Below are 20,063 nucleotides of genomic sequence, written 5' to 3' on the forward strand. Positions count from 1 at the left end.
AGTTGCAATACAGGAAGTGTGCCAGCCTTGCCAAAGCTGTTTGATTTCAACTGCTTGGCTAGTTCGGCTGGACGATTGTCGCGGGTAGCCAGCGGGTCGGAACGTCCCATTTCGCGACTGAGTGTTTCACCTTGAGACAGCCCGCAGATGAATCCACAGTAATACCCTGTAGGAGATCACACAGCCCTTGCGGGTGTCGCGCAGGGAACAGAGTTCCAGCGTGGGAGCGGGCCACCGGCAAGAGGTCGACGTGCTGTGTCACCCCCGTCTCACGCCGTCTCAATGTGCAACAGCGCGCCTGTGCAATGGCATCGGTGCGCCAGGGCAAACATCAGGTGGTTCAACGGCTTAGGTCGATCTACAGCCCTTGGCACGGCCATTGCGCAAGCGCCTCTGACCATTCAATGACAAGAGGCACAGCCCCCATGCTTTCCGACCTGCCCATCCTCCCCGCCACCCGCGCCTTTCTCGAACGCAAGCTGAAGATGCGCATTGGCGCCGACTGGCAAGACGCCGCCAGCGGCCGCACCATGACGTTCCGCAACCCGGCCACCGGCGAAGTCCTGGGCGAGGTGCCCTCGGCCGACCCGCAAGACGTCGACCGCGCCGTCGCCGCCGCGCGCCGTGCCTTCGATGATTCGCCGTGGAGCCGGGTACGCCCACGTGAGCGGCAGAACCTGCTGTGGCGCCTGGCCGATTTGATGGAGCGCGACGCGCAAATCCTCGCCGAGCTCGAATGCCTGAACAACGGCAAGAGCGCGGCAGTGGCCAAGGTCATGGATGTGCAATTGGCCATCGACTTCTTGCGCTACATGGCCGGTTGGGCGACCAAGCTTGAAGGCAGCACGGTCGAGCCATCGATGCCATTGATGCCGGACGAGCAGTTCCATGGCTTCGTGCGGCGCGAGGCGGTGGGTGTGGTCGGTGCGATCGTGGCCTGGAACTTCCCCCTGCTGCTGGCCTGCTGGAAGCTCGGCCCTGCCCTGGCGACAGGCTGCACCCTGGTGCTCAAGCCGGCTGACGAAACCCCGCTGACCGCGCTGAAACTCGCTGAACTGGTCGATGAAGCAGGCTATCCAGCGGGCGTGCTCAACGTCGTCACGGGCACCGGTTTGAATGCCGGCGCCGCGCTGAGCAGCCACCCTGGGGTGGACAAGCTGACGTTCACCGGCTCGACCGAGATCGGCAAGCTGATCGGCAAGGCGGCGATGGACAACATGACCCGGGTGACCCTGGAGTTGGGCGGCAAGTCGCCAACCATCGTCATGCCCGATGCCAACCTGCAGGAAGCTGCAGCGGGTGCGGCCATGGCGATCTTCTTCAACCAGGGCCAGGTGTGCTGCGCCGGCTCACGCCTGTATGTGCACCGCAAGCACTTCGACAATGTGGTGGCCGATATCGCCGGCATTGCCAACGGCATGAAGCTGGGCAGTGGCCTGGATCCGGCGGTGCAAATGGGCCCGTTGATCTCGGCCAAGCAGCAGGATCGGGTCACTGGCTACATCGACCTTGGCCGTGAACTGGGCGCCACCATCGCCTGCGGCGGCGAAGGTTTCGGCCCGGGCTACTTCGTCAAGCCGACCGTGATCGTCGATGTCGACCAGCGTCATCGCCTGGTGCAAGAGGAGATCTTCGGCCCAGTGCTGGTGGCCATGCCGTTCGATGACATCGATGACGTCGTGCGTATGGCCAACGACAACCCGTATGGCCTGGGCGCCAGTATCTGGTCCAACGACCTGGGCGCGGTGCACCGGATGATCCCGCGAATCAAGTCAGGCTCGGTCTGGGTCAACTGCCACAGTGCGCTGGATCCGGCGCTGCCGTTTGGTGGCTACAAGATGTCGGGCGTCGGCCGGGAGATGGGCGCGGCGGCGATCGAGCATTACACCGAGCTCAAGTCGGTGCTGATCAAGCTTTGAGTGTTCTTTGATCAGTTCCGGCCTCATCGCGGGGCACCCGTGGGAGCGGGCTTGCCCCGCGATGAGGCCGGAACAAGAAATACACCAACACAATAATAAGGAACATCCAAGATGCCCCGTATCCCCCGCCTGGCAATCACCGCCCTCACCGCCCTCGCCCTGCACACCGCCCACGCCCATGAACTGTACAACCAGGACGGCACAGTACTGAACGCCGACCTCGAAGCCCTGTTCGGCGTGTTCCACAGCGACGAAAGCTTCAACCAGGCCGGCAACCGCCAACCCGGCAGCAACGCCTGGCGCGAGGGCTACGTCAAGTACGGCCTCAGCGCCAGCCAGGCCCTGGCCGGCAGCGGCAGCCTGTACGGTGCCTTCAGCCTGGTCAGCTCGGCTACCTGGGGCGACGGCGATGCGGCCGGCCTGACCTTGGGCGATGAACGCCGCACCGCCCTCGAAGACGCCTACCTCGGCTGGCGCTCAGGCGGCCTCTTCCCGGCCCTGGGCGAAGACGGCGTGGATATTTCCGCTGGCCGCCAATTGCTGACCCTGGGCGACGGTTTCCTGATCCAGGGCGACCCGGTCAACCTCGGCAAGGTCGACCTGGGCGCCAACTTCAACCGCGGCGGCGCTTACTACCTGGCCGCGCGCAAGGCTTTCGACCGCACTGCGGTGCTGCGCATTGGCGGCAGCCAGGGCTGGCGTGGCGACCTGATGTGGCTCAAGTCCGACAACCATTACCAAGCCGACACCTCGCTGGCGGTGAGCAACCTTGAGCATGTCTCCGATGCAGGCACGGTCGGGCTGAGCTGGATACGCGGGTTGGATGTCGACCAGCGCTACGCGCAGATCATGGGCCTGGAGCACCGCGATGGCATGGACACCGTGAGCCTGCGCGGGCGCGGCAGCCTCGGGGTCAAGGATCTGCAGCTGGCCGCCGAGTACGTCACCCAGGACCGCAGCGGCGGGCGCGAAGACGCCTGGTACCTGGAGGGCAACTGGACCTTCTCCGCGCTGCCCTGGTCGCCGACCGCCACCTACCGCTACAGCCGCTTCTCGCAAGACTTCGACCCGCTGTTCTATGGCCTGAGCCGTGGCTACGGCACCTGGTTCCAGGGCGAGGTGGCGGCCAACTATGCCGGGCCGTTCAACAGCAACAGCCAGGTGCACCACGTGGGCGTGAAGGCCAAGCCACGCGACAACCTGAGCGTCGGCGCGCTGTATTTCGACTTCGATACGCTCGCTACCGACCAGGGCAACCTGGGCGGGCGCGAGCTGGATCTGTATGTCGAGTGGATGGTCACCGAGCACATCCTGATCAGCCCGTTGGTGGGCTACTACACGCCTGAGCGCAGCGCCGACAACGGCGGCGTGCAGATGGGCAGCCGTGATGGCGGCACCTATCTGCAACTGCTGGTCGGGACGTTCTTCTAGGACCATTGCAGACTGCGCATGGGTGGCCCAAGCGTTTAAACTCCAGCGCTTCTCAACCCCATCTGGAGCCTGCGGTGAACGTCAACGACGCCAGTTTCGAAGAACTGCTCAACGCTTTGCATGACGGCGTGTACATCACCGATGGCGACGGCAAGACGCTCAAGGTCAACCAGGCCTATGAACGTCTGACCGGCCTGAGCAGCGCCGACCTGATCGGCCGGCTGATGCAGGAGCTGGTCAAGGAAGGCATCATTTCCCAATCGGCATCCCTGCGGGTGTTGCAGGAAGGCCGGCCGGTGTCGGTGATGCAAAGCCTGAGCAAAGGCAAGAAGCTCCTGGTCAGCGCCACACCGATTCTCGATGCCGAGCACCGAATCTCCTACGTCGTGAGCACCGTGCGCGACATGACCGAACTGCTGCGCATGAAGCATGAGCGCGATGAGCTGCAGCAGCTCAAGCAATTGCGCCACAGCACCGCGAAATTGCATGCAGGCCAGCGCGACAGCCTGTTGCACTCGCCGCTGATGGCCGACCAGGAGGTGTCCGGGCGAGTCTTCGCCTTGGCCCGACAAGTTGCCGACAGCACGGTCAAGGTCTTGCTCCAAGGCGAAACCGGGGTCGGCAAGACCCTAGTCGCGCAGTTCATTCACAACGCCAGCGGGCGTGCCGGCGAGCCGTTCCTGGCGCTTAACTGCGGCGCCCTGCCGGAGAACCTGATCGAGGCCGAGCTGTTCGGCTATGCGCCCGGCGCCTTCACCGGCGCTGGCCCCAAGGGCAAGCGCGGCCTGCTGGAGTTGGCCCACAACGGCACCTTGTTCCTCGATGAGATCGGCGATCTGCCGCTGCCGGTGCAGGTCAAGCTGCTCAAGGTCATCGAAGAAAACCGCTTCATCCCGGTCGGCGGCCTGGAGCTCAAGGAAGTCGATGTGCGCATCATCAGCGCCAGCCACCACGACCTCAAGCAATTGGTCGCCGAAGGCCGCTTTCGCGCCGACCTGTACTACCGGCTCAACGTGGTGCCGATCACTATCCCGGCGCTGCGCGAGCGCAGTGAAGAAATCCCGCCGCTGCTGCATTACTACCTCGACAGCTTCAACAGCCGCTACCAGCGCCAGGTGCAATGGAGCCTGGCGGCGCTGGATCTTTTGTGCGAGTACGCCTGGCCGGGCAACATCCGCGAGTTGATCAACATCGTCGAGCGCCTGGTGGTGACCAACCAAAGCGGCACCATCGAAGCGCTGGACCTGCCCGAGGAGATCCTCGACCTCAGTCGGCAGAACACCGACGACAGCCGCCTGCCGCTGCGCAAGGTGCTGGAAAACGCCGAGCGTGCTGCGATCCGTGCCGCGCTACAGACCCACAAGACCACCCGCCTGGCCGCCAAGGCGCTGGGCGTGAGCCAGGCGACCGTGGTGCAGAAGATGAAGCGCTGGGAGCGCTCTGATTAGGATTTCAATCATCCCCGGCGATAACGATCAAAAAGCTAATCGCCAGCGCCCCGTGCACAGCCGGTAAAACCCCATGCCTGCCCCGCCAAGCCGCACCGCACGGGGCTTGGCGCATCTTGGCACAGCTTTCGCTATCTGCTCTGGCACGTCTTCCACTACAACAATGCACACAGGACGCGCCTAATGAGCATTTCTGCCTTCAAGATCGCCAACAAATTGATCACAGGCCCCGCGGCCATCGAACAACTGGCCGCTGAGCTGACCCGCCTCAAGGTCGACAACCCGCTGATCGTCACCGACGCCATCCTGCTCAAATCCGGCACCGTCGACCTCGCCCTGGCGCAGCTCGGCGCCCGCCCCTACGGCATTTTCGATCAAGTCCAACCCGAGCCGGAGATCGCCATCGTCGAGGCCTGCACCCGCGCCTACCGTGAGGGCGGCCACGATGGCGTGATTGGCCTGGGCGGCGGCAGCGCAATCGATATCGCCAAAGGCGTCGCAGCGTTCGCCGGGCATGCAGGGCCGCTGGCTGAATTGTTCGGGGTTGACCTGGTCACGCGCAAAGGCCCGCCGTTGATCGCCATCCCGACCACGGCCGGCACCGGCTCGGAAGTGACCAATGTGGCGATCTTTTCCGACAAGCAAGCACAACTCAAGAAAGGCATCGTCAGCGACTACCTGCTGCCAGACGTGGCCCTGGTCAGCCCGAGCATGACCCTGACCTGCCCGAGGAGCGTGACCGCTGCCAGCGGTGTCGATGCGCTAGTGCATGCGATCGAGTCGTACCTGTCGGTCAACGCCTCGCCGATCACCGACGCCATCGCCCTGGGCGCTATCAAGCTGATCGCCAAGGCGCTGCCCAAGGCCTACGCCAATCCGACCAACCTCAAAGCGCGCGAAGACATGGCCACCGCCAGCCTGATGGCCGGCATGGCATTTGGTAACGCTGGGGTTGGCGCGGTGCATGCGCTGGCCTATCCGCTGGGCGGTCGCTTCAACATCGCCCACGGCGTCAGCAACGCCTTGCTCCTGCCCTACGTGATGGCCTGGAACAAGCTGGCCTGCGTCGAGCGCCTGCGCGACATCGCCGCCGCCATGGGCGTGCGCGTGGCCGAGCTGAGCGACAAGCAAGCCGCCGATCAGGCGGTTCAGGCCATGGCCGAGCTGTGCGCGGCGGTGGATATCCCCTCGGGCCTGCGCAGCTTCAACGTGCCTGCCGACGCTATCCCGGCGATGGCCGAAGAAGCCAGCAAGATCGACCGTTTGATGCGCAACAACCCGCGCCAGCTGAGCGCCGCCGATATCGAGCAGATCTACCGCGCAGCCTACTGATTAGCGAACTCGACGCCCAGCCAAGCGGCTGCGGCGTCTGCCATTACAAAACCAATAAAACAGGTGCACCCAATGACCACTCCTGCTGAGCCGCGGGGCGAAAGCCCGTACATCCCGCTGGGCCCGTTCAAGGTCCGCTTACCGTTCATTCACTACCGCATCGAGCTGCCGGACTACCTGCAAGGCTTGCTGATGTGCGCGGTGGACCTGGCCGCCATTCCGCTGATGACCGAGCTGCTGGGCATGCCCTTTGAAGTGGCGCTGGCAGTAGTGATGCTCAACGGCCTGCTCTACCTCACCCACCATTTGCTCGGCGACCCGACGGTGCCGGGCTGGATCACCCCGGCGGTGCCGCTGCTGATGGCCTACTGCGCGCAGTTTCCCGAAGGCCCGGAGCGGGTGCATGCGCTGATTGCCTTCCAGTTGATGCTCGGCGCGTTCTCGATAGCCCTGGGCGCGACCGGGATGGCCAAGAAGGTGGTCGAGTATGTGCCTTCGGCGATCAAGTCGGGGATCATCGTCGGCGCGGGCTTGAGTGCGGTGATCGCGGTGTTCCAGGTCGGTGGCAAGTTCAACGTCCTGCCGTGGACCATCTCGATTGCCGTGGGCATCGCCTTCTACCTGATCTTTTCCCAGCACTTCAACCAGCTCAAGCAACGCAACCGCTTCTGGTGGAACTTCGCCAAGCTCGGCATCTTGCCGATCATCCTGTTGGCGGTAGTGATTGCGCCGCCGTTCGGCGAGGCGCCCTGGCCGACCATCCAGTGGGGCATCAGCACGCCAGATTTCGCGGGTCTGTGGAACAACTACACCGTGTTCGGCCTGGGCATGCCACCGCTGTCGATGTTCATTTCGGCCCTGCCGACCATGCTCGCGGCGTACATCATCGTGTTTGGCGACGTGCTCAGTGCCAAATCGCTGCTCGATGAGGCTGAAACCGTGCGCACCGATGAGGTGGTCGACTACAACGCCGACCGCGCGCACCTGATCTTCGGCGCACGCAATGCGTTCATGAGCATCTTTGGCCCGGACGTGGCCATGTGCGGGCCGAAATGGGCGGCCATGCTGGTGGTGGTCATCGAGCGCTTCAAAGGCGGGCCGAAGGCGATGCAGTCGATCATCGGCGGGGTCGGCTCGTTCCGCTGGGGCACCAACACTGGCTTGTTGCTACTGCCGGTGGTGACCTTGGTGCAGCCGATCCTGGGTGTCGCGCTGTCGCTGACCCTGCTGATCCAGGGCTATGTCAGTGTGCGCCTGGGCATCCTCGAAGCGCGCAGCCAGCGCGACCTGGGGATCGCCGGGGTGATCGGCGCAGTGCTGGCGATCAAGGGCGCCAGCTGGGCGTTCGGCATTGGTGTAGTGCTGTGCCTGCTGATCTACGGCAAGAACTTCTTCAAGGGTGAGGTGGACGGCACCTTCGCCAAGGATGTGAAGGCTGTCGGGGGTAACGCCGAACCTGGCGTTCAACCGGCTCCAGCTGCCAAACGGGTAGAAGCAGTAACAGACTGACTGACCTGGCTCAGTGGGCTGCCATGCAGCCCACTTTCAGCGATAACCCTGCTCTGCCAACCAGCGCCGCAGCATGCCCTGCTGATCCGGCGCTCGGCCACTCAACACCTCATCGATAGCTGCGCCCGCCTGCAGCTTGGCCACCAACGGCGCCAGCTCGATGCCCTGCAAATGCCAGATGCCCAGCGGCTGATCGGCAGTCACCACCACTTCGGTTTGGTCCACCCAACCATCGCGCAGCACCGGCCGACGCTCGATACGCACTGCGCTCCACTGCGCCGCTACATGCATCGGCTGCTCATCCGGCCAGTCCTGGCGGTTGCGCCAGAATGGCTGGCCGGCCAGGCGCTGCTCCTGACGGTAGAAATCGCGCCCCATCCGGGCAAAACGCAGGAACAGTTGCTCGATCCGCTGCTGATGAAATTGCCGTGCCAGCGCCGCCCGTTCAGGCATGCGCAGCAGGGTGTTGATCACCACCGGCGCCTGCAATGCCGAGGACAACGACTGGAAGATCCCATTCCCCGACAATGGGTCAACCGCCATTGCCGCATCCCCCACCCGCAACCAGTCACTGCCCGCACAGTCCCCAGTGAGGATCGCTGTGCTGCTACGTGCGTGGACTGGGGCGGGTTGCAGGGCCTGCGGGTCGAACAGTTCGCAGACCTTGGCCGACTGCCTGCGCCGGTCGGCGCAGTACCCAGGCAACTGTGCCTTGCCGGGCAGGCCTGCAGCGCCGGCGTCCAGGGTGATCTGCCAGTAGCAGCGGCCGTCGGCCAAGCGCGCCATCCACGCCCAGCCATCGTCCAGGCTTTCCACCGCCGAGGCTGGCGGGCCTGGGGTCGATTGCCAGAGGTTGAGCAAGCTCACGGTCTCCGGGCCGCGCAGCCGATCACTCGCCAGCGGTGCCTGGCGGCCACGTGCCTCGACCAAAAACCCACCCTGCAACACTGGGCCGTGCTCCAGCTTGACCTGGTAGCCGTGCTCGCGCTGCACCTCGCGCACCCGGCCTTCGACCAGCACCACCCCGGCGCGGCGCAGTTCATCGCGCAAGGCCGCGTCGAAGCGCTGGCGATCGAGCAAGAACTCCTGGTTAAGCTGCAACTGCTCACCGTTCCAGCGCACATGACGGGTGGCCGGCATTGCCGCTTGGCCCAGCGCGCCACCGAGCCCGGCATGGCGCAGCGCATCCAGCACCCGCTGTGAGACGCCTTCAACGGCGGCGAAGCGGCGCCAGTCGGACACCAGCGTAACTGGGTAGCCCAGCCGGCGCAGGCCAATCGCGCAGGCGGCGCCAGCGGGGCCTGCGCCGAGGATCAGGATCGCTGTTTCAGGCATCCACGACACCTCGGCGCTCCGGGCCAATAAACGCTGCGTGGCGGCGCAACCGGTCCAGCACCTGCTGGGCGTCCATCTGCGGCTGATCGCGCAGCATCGCGGCAATCCGCCCGGTCAACGCTGCACAAGCCATGCTCGCACCAGCAGAACCCTGCCCGCCCATATGCCCGCCAAAGTCAGCCTGGGCGCTGTTCAACCAGGACCATTGCCCGGCAGCGCAGCGGGCATCCCCGGTGATACGGATAACCCCCGGATAATTGGCCGGATACACCGGCATGCCCTGGGCAGGGCTGGAGGCGCACAACAGCACTCCAGCCGCCTGAGCCTCGGCGCAGGCCTGGCGCAGCACCGGGCGGTCCTGGTGCAGGCCGAGGCTGAGGTTGACCACACTGCCCCCCTGCTCGACCAGCCACAACAGCGCCGCAGCCACCTGGAGCGCACTGGTGCTGCCGTGCTGCTGAAACACCTGGGCCATCAGCACCGGCACCCGGCTCGCTTCACGGCGCAGCCGCGCCAGCACGGCAGTGCCGTGGCCCAATTGATCGGCCAACGCCTCTCCCTCGCGCAGCACGCCGTCGTCCAGCCAGAACCTGCGCGCACCCAGCAAGCCTGCCGCCTGGTCGGGCGAGCAGCCGCTGTCGATCACCCCGACCCGCAGCTCAGCGCCCATGGCCAGCCGTCTCCAGCGGCAACACCTGCAATTGCCCTTCATGCAAATGCAAACGCAACTGGGCATCGGCCAAGGTCGAGGCACGGTGGCTGATCAGAATCCGCGTACGCCCGGCGAATAGCTGGTCGATGGCGGCGATCACCTCACGCTCGGTGGCTTCGTCCACCGCCGAGGTGGCTTCATCGAGCACCAGAATGGCCGGTTCCTGGAGCAATGCCCGGGCAATCGCGATGCGTTGCTTTTGCCCACCAGAAAGCTGTTGGCCGCGCTCGCCCAGCAGGCCATCGAGGCCCAGCGGCAGGCTTTGCACCAGGCTGTCCAGTTGGGTCAACTGCACCACCTGTTCCAGTTGGGCGCGGCTGGCCTCGGGGGCGCTGTAGGCCAGGTTCTGCGCCAGGGTGCCGCGAAACAGCACGATGTCCTGGCTGACCACCGCGATACGGCGGCGCAGCGCGCCCAGGTCGAGTTCGCGCAGGTCGGCGCCATCGAGCAGAATGCGTCCGGCATCGGGGTCGTAGAAGCGTTGCAACAGGTCGATCAGCGTTGACTTGCCGACCCCGGAGGCACCACTGATGGCCACCTTGAGCCCGCCTGGGATGACCACGTCGACCTCCCGCATTACCGCACCCTGGCGCCCGGCATGGGAGAACTGCACGCGTTCCAGGCGCAGCTCGCCCGGCCCTTGCGGCATCGGTCGCGGCACTGGCACCTCGCGCACGGCCACCGGCTCCTGGCGCAGTTCCATCACCCGCCCCAGGCTCACCGCCATCCGCTGGATTGCCACGTACAGCCCCAGCAGGCTCTGCACCGGCCCCACCGCCATGCCCATGTAAGTCGAAAACGCGATCAACGCCCCCAGCTGCCAGGTGCCCTGGATCACCCACCAGCCGCCGATCAGAAACGCACAGGCGCGGCACCACGACGTCAGCGTGCCAGGCACTGCCTGGGTAAAGAACTCGGTGACCTGCACCTTGAGCAACTGGCCCATATACCCCTGGCCAAGCTGATCCAGCCGCCCGGCCTCGCGGGCCTGTTGGCCTGAGGCCTGGATGAATTTCATTGCCGGCAGGGTTTCGACCAGAAACGACGAGACATCCGCCGAACGCTCACGCAGGCTACGCACTTCACGCTCGACCTTGCGCCGCATCCAGCGCAGCCACAGCACCTCGATCGGGATCAACAACGCCAGCAGCAACGACAGTTGCCACGACAGCATCAGCATCAGCGTGACCGCGCCGATCAGGCCGATCACGCTGGACACCGCCGAGAACAGCGAATCCACGGCAAAGCGCTGGATCTCGGCGACATCGCCGTCCAGCCGCGACAGGATATCGCCGGTACGTCGGCGGCCATAGAAGGTCGGCGATAACTGCTGCAGGTGCCGATAGAGGTCGTCGCGCAAGGCGAACAGGATGCGCCCAGACAGACGCGTGTGCAGGTAGCGATTGACCCCGGCCAGCACGGTGCCGAGCAGGCCGGCGACGATCATGATCGCCGCCATGTGCCACAAGGTCTGGTAATCGCGCGCCAGCAGGCCTTCATCGATCAGGGTCTTGACCAGCCAGGGCTGGGCCAATGCCAACAGCGAGGCGCTCAGGGACAACCCTAGCAGCACGGCAATCGCCTTGCGCTGTGGGCGGACAAAGCCATACAGCCAGGCCAGTGCCTGGCGCATCAGCAGCGGATCGCTGGTTTCGATCAGCCTGGAAAATAACCCGCCCATGGCTTAACCGCGCAGCTGCTTGAGTTTGCGATAGAGCGTCGCGCGGCTGATGCCCAAGGCTTCGGCCGCAGCCGACACATTGCCCTGGTGACGCGCCAGGGCGCCGCGAATCAGCTCCAGCTCGTTCTCGCGCAGGCTGCCAGAAGGCGCCGCGCCGTTGGCCAACTCGTCCAGCAGGCAATCAGTCAAATGCTCCAGACCCAGCAACTGCTCGCCGTCCTCGCGAATGGCCAAGGCGGTGCGCAAGACCATCTCCAGCTGGCGGATGTTGCCCGGCCAGTCGAAGCCATCGAGCAGTTCGGCCAGGGCCGGGTCGAGCGACACGCCCTTGGCGCCGAACTTGTCCAACAGGCCTTCGATGATGCCGGACAGGTCATCACGCTCACGCAACGCCGGCAAGCGCAGGGATACCCCGTTGACTCGGTAGTACAGGTCTTCACGGAACTGCTGCTCGGCCAGCAAATGCTTGAGGTCGCGGTGAGTGGCGCAGATCAGCGCGACATCGATATCCTGCTCCTCCCCTGCGCCCAGCGGCGCTACCCGGCGCTCTTGCAGCACCCGCAGCAGGCGCGCTTGCAAGGCCAGCGGCATGTCGCCAATCTCATCGAGGAACAGCGTACCGCCATGGGCCTGCATGAGCCGGCCGATCATGCCGCCACGGCGTGAGCCGGTGAAGGCGCCTTCGCGGTAGCCGAACAATTCGGATTCGATCAAGCCCTCAGGGATCGCCGCGCAGTTGACCGCCACGAACGCCTTGTCGGCACGCGGGCTGGCTTGATGCAAGGCACGGGCGACCACTTCCTTACCGGTACCGGTCTCGCCCAGCAGCAGCACCGGTAGCCCATTGACCAGGCCCTGGCGGGCCATGCGCAGGTTGCGCGCCAGGCGCGGATCGCCACCGGCCAGGCTGTCCAACGCGGGGGATTTGCTCGAAGGAGCAGGCTTGTTCGCTGGCACGCTGCTATTGAGGTTGCTGTGTCGCGGCAGCTGCAAGGCGCGGAAGAAGAACTCGCCCTTGGCGGTCTGCACACTGCTCACGCCGTTTTGCCACAGCCGGGCAATAAACGCGGGCGAACGTTCGCCGAGCAGATCGCTGCAGCGTCGGCCGATCAGGGCCTGGCGCGCCACCTGCAGCAGCTGGCAGGCATTGTCGTTGGCCGCCAGCACTTCGCCCTCCAGGCTCAAGGCCAACAGCCCCTGCCAGGCACTGGTCAGGTACTGCGCGCGGCTATGAAACGCCAGCACCAGTTGCTCGGGATGGCACAGGCCGAACAGCCGGCTTTCGATGTTGCCCGCGGCGAGCATCAAGGTGCAGAGGCTGTCCTGGGGCTGGCTCATCACCCCTTCGCGGGTGACATCGAGCACGCCGATCACCTCGCCACGCGGGTCGCGCAGTGGCACCGAGGTACAGGAGAACGGGCTGAGCCGGTCGAGGTAATGTTCGCCGCAATTGATCAGGGTTGGCCGCCCTTCTACTACGGCCGTGCCGATGGCATTGGTGCCGCGCAGGGCTTCGCTCCAGCAACTGCCAGGGTGCAGGTCGCGCAGGCCCTCGCGGTTGAGCACATGTTTCTGGCCTTCGATGGCCAGGACGTTGGCCTGGGCATCGCCGAGGATGACGATACCGCTCTTGCCCTGGCGCTCGACCAGGTAGTCCAGTTCAGGGGTGACGGCGTCGATCAGCAGCCGGTTGTGTTCGAGCAGTGCACGCAGGTCGAGGCTTTGCTGCATGCCCAGACCGACCTGTTCGCCTTGCAGGCAGTCCAGGCCATGACCCAGGCTGCGGCGCCAGGAGGCATCGATTTCGTCACGCAGCATCCCGGACGGCAGTTCGCCTTCGCGGGCCAGTCTGAGACGGGCCTGACGGGATTCGTGCAGCGGATCTTGGGCGTTTGTTATAGGTAATTGTCGCGCCATTGTTTTACTCCAGCGGTGCCCCAGCCACGCTGAGACATCGGGCCACGGAATTTCCTGCAGTGTGCGTCAGAATCAACCAAGCGTCATCAAGGTAGGCCTGAGGGTGGCATAAGGTTACGTATACGTAAAGGCAGGCAATTGTACGTCGTCCACTTGGCGGGTTGCCCCGCGAAACGGCTCCGGAGGATAGATAGCCAATCCCTCCACCCATTTCCCCAATGCTGGGGACCACCGCCCACCCAGCGCACACCCAAAGCCACCTGCCCTTCAGGGCTACAAGCCTTGCCCCACGAGGGCTGCACGCCTATCGCCAAAAACTGGCACGGCTGTTGCCCATACCCCCTCAGACGCCCCAACCCCTTGGGCCCGTTTGCAGGAGGGATTGACTCATGCACCGACCGATACCCCACCCGCTGGCAGTGGCGATCCTCGCCGGCATGCTCCAGCTTCCGGCCCAAGCTGCACTCTATGCAGTCGACCCTGGGCCTTATCATCCCGAAACCGGCGGATTCGCCTCTTGGTACCAGGACAGCCACGGGCGCACGCTCGACCTGTGCCTGTCCAAGGCGGTCAGCTCGCGGGTAGCAGGCGCCCCCGGCGCACCGTCGTACATGTGTACGCTGCTGCCGACCCCCGGGGTGTTCGACGATACCCAGCCAATCGTGTTTCCCAGCAACTTCCCCGACGAGACCTTCTGGTTTACCGCCGATGCGGCCATCGTCGACGCTGCCCGTGGCATCGACCTGAGCTTCGGCACGGCTATCGAGGCGGCGTTCGCCGCCGAAGAACCGGTCGAAGGCGACCAGGTCAGCTTCGCCCGAGTGCGGATCCGCGTCGATGTACCGGTGGCCGGCACCTACATCATCACCCACCCCTATGGCGTCGACGTATTCGACGTGCCTGCTGCCGGCGGGCGCGCGATCAACATGACCCGCGACATCGGCATTGCCGGTGCCGGCGACTTCAGTGGCGCGCTCAAAGGCGATGTCGGGCCGTTCCTGCGCAGTGTCAACGGTCCCTACACCGAAACCAACCCGCTGACCGGCGCCAGCGAACGCTACATTGGCGATCCGAACCTGGAAGAAGCCGTGACCGGCAGCCCGTTCAACACCAACTTCGTGCGCATCGAAGGCCCCAACGGCATCGACCTGCGCACCGAGCTGTTCTCGATCTCCGGCAAGCTGTCCACCGTCGAGCGCCCCACCCCGCTGATTCCTTTGCGCAGCACCTACTCGCGGCACACCGACAATGGCGACCTGCGCGCGCAGCAGGACGTGTTCGTCATGGCCCCACCGCCACCGGCTACGGTCAGTCTGACCAGCCAAAGCCCGAGCCAGTCGCTGACCGAGGCCAATGGCACTGGCGCCTGGTACGTGCAGTCGGCCCTCAACCCGACCCTGCCCACCACCTTGGTGGTCAATGCCGACAACAGCGTGGCCATCGCCAGCAGCACGCCGACCAACGTCAACCTGGCGCTGACTGACCTGGTGACCATCAGCCGCGCGGAATACAGCCTGGCCAGCGGCCAGCTGACCCTGGTCGCCAGCAGCAGCGATGAAACCTCGCCGCCGGCGATGACCGCCAGCACCCTCAATGGCGCGCTGATCGGCAGCCTCGCCGGCAATGGCGCAGTGAAAACATTGACCACCGGGCTCTCGCCGATCCCGCCGGCCTCGGTCACGGTGACCAGCGCCCATGGCGGCAGCGACAGCGAAGACGTGGTGCTGGTGCCATGAACAGACAACGGCCGTACCTCCAAGGAGGCATCATGAACACATGGTCACGCCGCACGCTGTACGCAGCCGGGCTCTCCTTTACCCTGAGCAGCGTGGCCTGGGCCGCGCTCAGCGAAGTCGATCCTGGTCCCTATACCTTGGCCACCGGGCGCTACCCGATGTGGTACAAGGACGCCAACGACCTGGCCCTCGAACTGTGCCAATCGCGCGCTACCAGCTCGCGGGCACCCGGTGCGCCTGGTGCACCTGCCTACATGTGCACCCTGCTGCCAGAGCCAGGCATCTATGACGATGCCCTGCCACTGGTGTTCCCGGATAACTGGCCGCCAGAAATGTTCTGGTTCCTGGCCGAGACCTCGATACCGCAAGTGGGTAATAGCGGCTACGAGCTGGAAGTCTATGTGGCCGGTATCGAGGCGGCATTCGCCTCGGAGAATCCGGTCGATGGCGACCAGCAGAGCTTCGCCCGCATCCGCATCCGCGCCTCGGTACCCAGTGCCGGTACCTACACCATCACCCACCCCTACGGGGTCGAGAGGGTCACGGTCGCGGCAGGTGGACGGCGCGCGATCAACATCACCCGCGACATCGGTATCGGCGCCCCAGGCAACTTCACCGGTGTGCTCAACGGCAACATCGGGCCGTTCCTGCGCCGCGCCGCCGGCCTGGTGACCGAGGTCAACCCGGACACCAGCGCCATCGAGACCTTCATCGGCGACCCCAACCTCAACGAGGCGGTGGTCGGCAGCCCGTTCAATACCAACTTCGTGCGCATCGAGGGCCCTCCTGGGCAGATCGAAACCAACCTCTTCAGCGTCTCCGGCAAGGTACTCGACCCACGCGAGCAAACCCCGGCGGAGCTGCAACGCGCCACCTACCAGCGCAACGGCGCCGGTACCCGCGTCGAGGTCTTCGCCAAGGCGCCGAACAGCGCCAGCCTGTGCTTGCGCAATGGCCTGGCGCTGGTCGGCTCACCGCCCTCCCCTTGCCAATTCAGCATGTTGGCCGACAACAACGGGCTGTTCTTCAACCAGCAATTGACCCAGGCCGCACCGCCGCCAGTGGTGGTGGTCACCGCCAGCAGCGCGACCGGCGCCACCCGCCCGACTTCGCTGTCGAGCAAACTCACCGACGTGGTCAAGGTGCGCACCGCACGCTATGACTGGGCCAACAAACGCCTGCTGATCGAGGCCAGCTCAAGCGATGAAGTGCAGGTGCCTGATCTGGTCGCCCAAGGCTACGGGCGCATGTCCAAATCCGGCACGCTGCAAAGCCTGATGGTCAATGGCCTGACCCAACCTCCAGCAACGGTCACCGTCAAGTCCGCCCACGGCGGCAGCGATGTCGAGCCGGTGATCGTGGTCGGCAGCGCGCCGGTCGAAGCCGAGAACCAGCCACCGCTGGCCCAGGCCGACAGCGGCAGTACCAGTGTCGGCGTGCCGCTGACCCTGAACCTGTTGGCCAACGACAGCGACCCGGACCTCAACGTGCCCCTGGCGATCACCGACCTGACCCAACCTGGCACCGGCCTGGGATCGGTGGTGCTCAACGGCACGACCGCGATCACCTACACCCCACCGCCCGGCGCCGCCTCGCCGCTGGTGGCCACCTTCAGCTACCGCGCCCAGGACAGCAAAGGCCTGAAATCGGAGCTGACCACGGTGACCATCAACGTCGCGCCCAACCAGGCCCCCACTGCGGTTGCTGAAACCGTCACTACCCTGGGCGTACCGCTGACCATCAACGTGTTGACCAACGACACCGACCTGGAAGGCAACCTGCCATTGACCGTCGCCAGCGTCGGCCAACCAGCACCTGGTCGAGGCACCGTGACCACCGATGGCACCACGGTCACCTATACCCCGCCAACCACCGTCACCACGGCCTTCACCACGACCTTCACCTACGTGGTGCGTGACGCGGTAGGGGCGTTGTCCAGCCCAGGCACGGTCACGGTACAGGTGTCGCCACGCCCAGTCGCAGAGAACTTCGCGGTAACCGCCGCCACGGTCTCGGCGCGCTCCAACAACCGTTACAACTGGGACATCAGCGGCACCTCGTCGGTGACCACCGGCAACACCATCACCGTGCAGGTGACCACGCCGAGCGGCCTGGTGACCCTAGGCACCACCACCGTACCGGTGACCGGTCGCTGGCGCCTGGCGGTGAGCAACAGCACCACGGTGATCCCAACGGCCACGCCATCGGCCACCGTGCGCAGTAGCCAAGGCACCACCCGCACCGTGCCAGTGGTCGTGCAGTAACAGCTGCCAAGGAGAACGCCATGAACCGCCTGTACCCGCTGCTGCTGTGCCTGGCCCTGAGTGGCCAGGCTGCCTGGGCCGACGACTTGATGGACAACGCCGACCTTGCCGCCGGCAACGACCTAGGCGAACCGCTGATCGTGCGCCTGCTACCGGCAGGTTCGGGCCAGGCAGCAGTCATCGAGCAGCAAGGCACGGGCAACCGCGCCGCCCTCGACCAGAACGGTCAGGCCCTGCTGGGCCGGATCGTCCAGGCCGGGGGCGCGCAGGAGGCGTACATCCTGCAAGACGGCAACGACCTGATGGCCTCGATCAGCCAACAGGGTTACGGCAACTCCGCATCGATCCGCCAGAGCGGCAGTAGCAACAGTGCTGCGATCGAGCAGATCGGCAACAACAACAGCGCCAGCATTGAGCAGGCCGGCACGGGGCTGACCAGCGCCGTGACCCAAGCCGGCAATGGCCAACACATACAGATCACCCAATATCGATAGACCTGGAGGCACCACCATGTTCAAGCTCGCACCTTTAAGCGCCGCGATAGTCCTGACCCTGGCCGGCCAGGTCATGGCCGACGACAGCACCTCGACGCAAAACCAGCTCGGCGCTGACAACAGCGCTGAAGTCAAACAGACCCAGTCGTCGTTCGCCTCGGCAACCCAGAACCAGACTGGCCAAGGCCACTACCACGTAGCCGTGCAGGACAACAGCACCAGCCACATCAACCAGAGCGCCACCGGCTCGAAGAACGCCGGCTACGGCGAGCAACTGTTCGAGCAAGGCAGCCAGATCACCCAGCAATCGGGTGGCAGCCTCAACGACAGTTTGTCCAGTCAGTCTGTAGGTGAAAGCAACCAGTCCTTGCAGACCCAACAAGGCAGTGCCAACAAATCGATCGTGTTCCAGGACACCCAAGTGGGCAGCCACGCCACCACCATGCAGTGGGGCGACCGTAACGAGGCGGTGGTCGAGCAAATGTTCGGTGGTACCAACAACAGCGCGCTGATCATGCAAGGGGGTACCGATAACTTTGCCGCCGCAGAGCACCTCTATCACCAGGACGGGAATATCCAGATCTTCCAAGAGGGCAAGGGCAACTGGGCCTACGGCGACCAGCGTGATGGTTTTGCCGGGGTCATCGGCATCAACCAGCATGGCGACGGCAACTCGGTGGAGGTCTGGCAAGGCAATCAGACCGACAGCCAGGCCAGCGTCAACCAGAGCGGCGAGCGCAACGAAGGCTACATCGACCAGAGCTTCGGCGAAGCCAACCTGGCCAGCCTGAGCCAGAGCGGCACCGCCAACGCCAGCTGGTCCGATCAGTTCGAGACCAACAACTCGGTCACCAGTATTTCGCAGAACGGCAACAACAACCTGCATTTCACCTACCAGACCGGCGACAACCACAACCTGAGCATCACCACCACCGGCAATGGCAACAAGATCATGGCCAGCAACTGGAAGGGTGACAAAGCCGGGGGCCAGTTCGGTACTGCGCAACGCGCCGAAATCAACCAGAACGGCTCGCTCAACAGCGTCAACCTGACCCAGGACGGCGCCAACCAACTCGCCCGCCTCAACCAGAAAGGCGTGGGCAACGAGATGCAAACCAATCAGGTCGACAGCAACAACGAGCTGTACTTCGAACAGAACGGCACCGACAACCTGCTGATCGCCGACCAGCGCGGAACCGACAACTACGCCACCGGCCTTTCCGCTGGCACCGGTAATACCATCACCCTGGAGCAATCGGGCTACAACAACCAGAGCTATACCAACCAGCTGTATGGCAGCGGCAACGAGGCCACCCTCAAACAGACCGACAGCTTCAACGTCGCCTACGTGACCCAAGGCGGCAATGCCAACCAGGCATTCGTCGACCAGAGCGGCGCCAACCAGAGCGCCACCATCACCCAATTCGGCAACGCCAACCTGGCGACCGTCAACCAGCAGTAATCCCTCCCCCTTGGACCGTGGCGCTCACTCCCTGGCGCCGCGGTTCCTTTTTATCGCTTCTGGCGCTGTGGTGATTGGCCGACCGCGATACAATGCGCCTACGTCCACCCGCAGCCACCGGCATGATTCAGTCCGACCTCGACCTATTCGGCCCGCAGCCGCAGCGCCTGGCCAGTCACACCGTGCTGTTGCCAGGCTTCGCCCTGGGCGACGTCGAGGCGCTGCTCGATGCCCTGCGCCCGGTGCTGCGCGCCGCACCGTTTCGCCACATGCACACACCGGGCGGCTTGCGCATGGCGGTGGGCCTGAGCAACTGTGGCAGCTTGGGTTGGGTCAGTGATCAGCGCGGCTATCGCTACAGCCCAATAGACCCTGTCAGCGGCAAACCCTGGCCCTCCCTGCCCCAGGTTTTGTTGGCGCTGGCAGCCCGGGCCGCCAGTGAAGCAGGGTTCGACGGCTTCGTGCCCGACGCGTGCTTGGTCAACCACTATTTGCCCGGGACGCGTTTGAGCCTGCACCAGGACCGAGACGAGCACGACTTCGGTCAGCCTATCGTGTCGATCAGCCTGGGCTTGCCGGCGGTATTTCTGTTTGGCGGGCTACAGCGCGCCGATCGAACTCAGCGCATTGCCCTGAACCATGGCGATGTGCTGGTCTGGGGTGGCGAGGATCGATTGCGCTTTCATGGCGTATTGCCCATCAAACCTGGCGTGCATGAGCGCCTGGGTGAGCGGCGGATCAACCTGACTTTGCGTAAGGCGGGGTGATATTGCTGTTCACTTAAGACCGGTGTCGTCTGTTGTGGGGCCGCTGTGCGGCCCCA

The 20,063-nt window shown here is 64.7% G+C and carries 14 protein-coding genes; 10 read left to right on the forward strand and 4 right to left on the reverse strand.

What is annotated here, in order from left to right; translation table 11 throughout:
- The first annotated feature begins 425 nt into the window (after positions 1 to 425).
- The 5 genes from ACF8K2_RS19850 (at position 426) to ACF8K2_RS19870 (ending at position 7,639) form a co-directional block, all read left to right on the forward strand.
- Positions 426 to 1,919 (forward strand): aldehyde dehydrogenase family protein, encoded by a 1,494-nt coding sequence (locus tag ACF8K2_RS19850; RefSeq protein ID WP_392467163.1) that lies wholly within the window; start codon positions 426 to 428, stop codon positions 1,917 to 1,919.
- A 111-nt stretch (positions 1,920 to 2,030) separates the two neighbouring features.
- Positions 2,031 to 3,350 carry a hypothetical protein gene (locus tag ACF8K2_RS19855; RefSeq protein WP_392467165.1) on the forward strand — a complete coding sequence of 440 codons (1,320 nt, stop codon included), beginning with the start codon at positions 2,031 to 2,033 and terminating at the stop codon, positions 3,348 to 3,350.
- 74 nt (positions 3,351 to 3,424) lie between these two features.
- Entirely contained in the window at positions 3,425 to 4,798 is a 1,374-nt protein-coding gene (locus tag ACF8K2_RS19860) for a sigma-54-dependent Fis family transcriptional regulator (protein ID WP_186554368.1), read from the forward strand.
- Positions 4,799 to 4,981: 183 nt separating this feature from the next.
- Entirely contained in the window at positions 4,982 to 6,130 is a 1,149-nt protein-coding gene (locus tag ACF8K2_RS19865) for an iron-containing alcohol dehydrogenase (RefSeq protein ID WP_186554367.1), read from the forward strand.
- 72 nt (positions 6,131 to 6,202) lie between these two features.
- A complete protein-coding gene (locus ACF8K2_RS19870) occupies positions 6,203 to 7,639 on the forward strand; it encodes a hypothetical protein (protein ID WP_392467168.1) in 1,437 nt (478 codons plus the stop codon).
- A 36-nt stretch (positions 7,640 to 7,675) separates the two neighbouring features.
- Here ACF8K2_RS19870 and ACF8K2_RS19875 read toward each other — a convergent pair whose 3' ends face one another.
- The 4 genes from ACF8K2_RS19875 to ACF8K2_RS19890 are packed head-to-tail and all read right to left on the reverse strand — an operon-like array spanning position 7,676 to position 13,284.
- Complete coding sequence (locus tag ACF8K2_RS19875) at positions 7,676 to 8,974, reverse strand: NAD(P)/FAD-dependent oxidoreductase (RefSeq protein ID WP_392467170.1); 1,299 nt, start codon at positions 8,972 to 8,974, stop codon at positions 7,676 to 7,678.
- The gene (locus ACF8K2_RS19880) at positions 8,967 to 9,644 is read right to left on the reverse strand and encodes a S8 family serine peptidase (protein WP_392467172.1); all 678 of its coding nucleotides are present in this window, start codon (positions 9,642 to 9,644) and stop codon (positions 8,967 to 8,969) included. Before ACF8K2_RS19880 ends, ACF8K2_RS19875 begins: the two co-directional genes overlap by 8 nt.
- Positions 9,634 to 11,367, reverse strand: coding sequence for an ABC transporter ATP-binding protein (locus ACF8K2_RS19885; protein ID WP_392467174.1), 1,734 nt, complete (start codon positions 11,365 to 11,367; stop codon positions 9,634 to 9,636). The genes ACF8K2_RS19880 and ACF8K2_RS19885 overlap by 11 nt, the downstream gene beginning before the upstream one ends.
- Positions 11,368 to 11,370: 3 nt before the next feature.
- Positions 11,371 to 13,284, reverse strand: coding sequence for a sigma-54-dependent Fis family transcriptional regulator (locus ACF8K2_RS19890; protein WP_392467176.1), 1,914 nt, complete (start codon positions 13,282 to 13,284; stop codon positions 11,371 to 11,373).
- A gap of 389 nt (positions 13,285 to 13,673) precedes the next feature.
- Between ACF8K2_RS19890 and ACF8K2_RS19895 the strand changes: the two genes are divergently transcribed.
- From ACF8K2_RS19895 to alkB, 5 genes are all read left to right on the forward strand, one after another.
- Positions 13,674 to 15,020 (forward strand): hypothetical protein, encoded by a 1,347-nt coding sequence (locus ACF8K2_RS19895; RefSeq protein WP_186554362.1) that lies wholly within the window; start codon positions 13,674 to 13,676, stop codon positions 15,018 to 15,020.
- A gap of 32 nt (positions 15,021 to 15,052) precedes the next feature.
- Entirely contained in the window at positions 15,053 to 17,284 is a 2,232-nt protein-coding gene (locus tag ACF8K2_RS19900; RefSeq protein ID WP_392467179.1) for an Ig-like domain-containing protein, read from the forward strand.
- Positions 17,285 to 17,304: 20 nt separating this feature from the next.
- Entirely contained in the window at positions 17,305 to 17,778 is a 474-nt protein-coding gene (locus ACF8K2_RS19905; protein ID WP_392467181.1) for a curlin, read from the forward strand.
- Positions 17,779 to 17,794: 16 nt separating this feature from the next.
- Positions 17,795 to 19,240, forward strand: coding sequence for a curlin (locus ACF8K2_RS19910; protein ID WP_392467182.1), 1,446 nt, complete (start codon positions 17,795 to 17,797; stop codon positions 19,238 to 19,240).
- 122 nt (positions 19,241 to 19,362) lie between these two features.
- Complete coding sequence (gene alkB / locus ACF8K2_RS19915) at positions 19,363 to 20,007, forward strand: DNA oxidative demethylase AlkB (RefSeq protein WP_392467184.1); 645 nt, start codon at positions 19,363 to 19,365, stop codon at positions 20,005 to 20,007.
- Positions 20,008 to 20,063: the final 56 nt, after the last annotated feature.

The organism is Pseudomonas sp. xss_2, assembly GCF_043104195.1.
GTDB lineage: Bacteria > Pseudomonadota > Gammaproteobacteria > Pseudomonadales > Pseudomonadaceae > Aquipseudomonas > Aquipseudomonas urmiensis.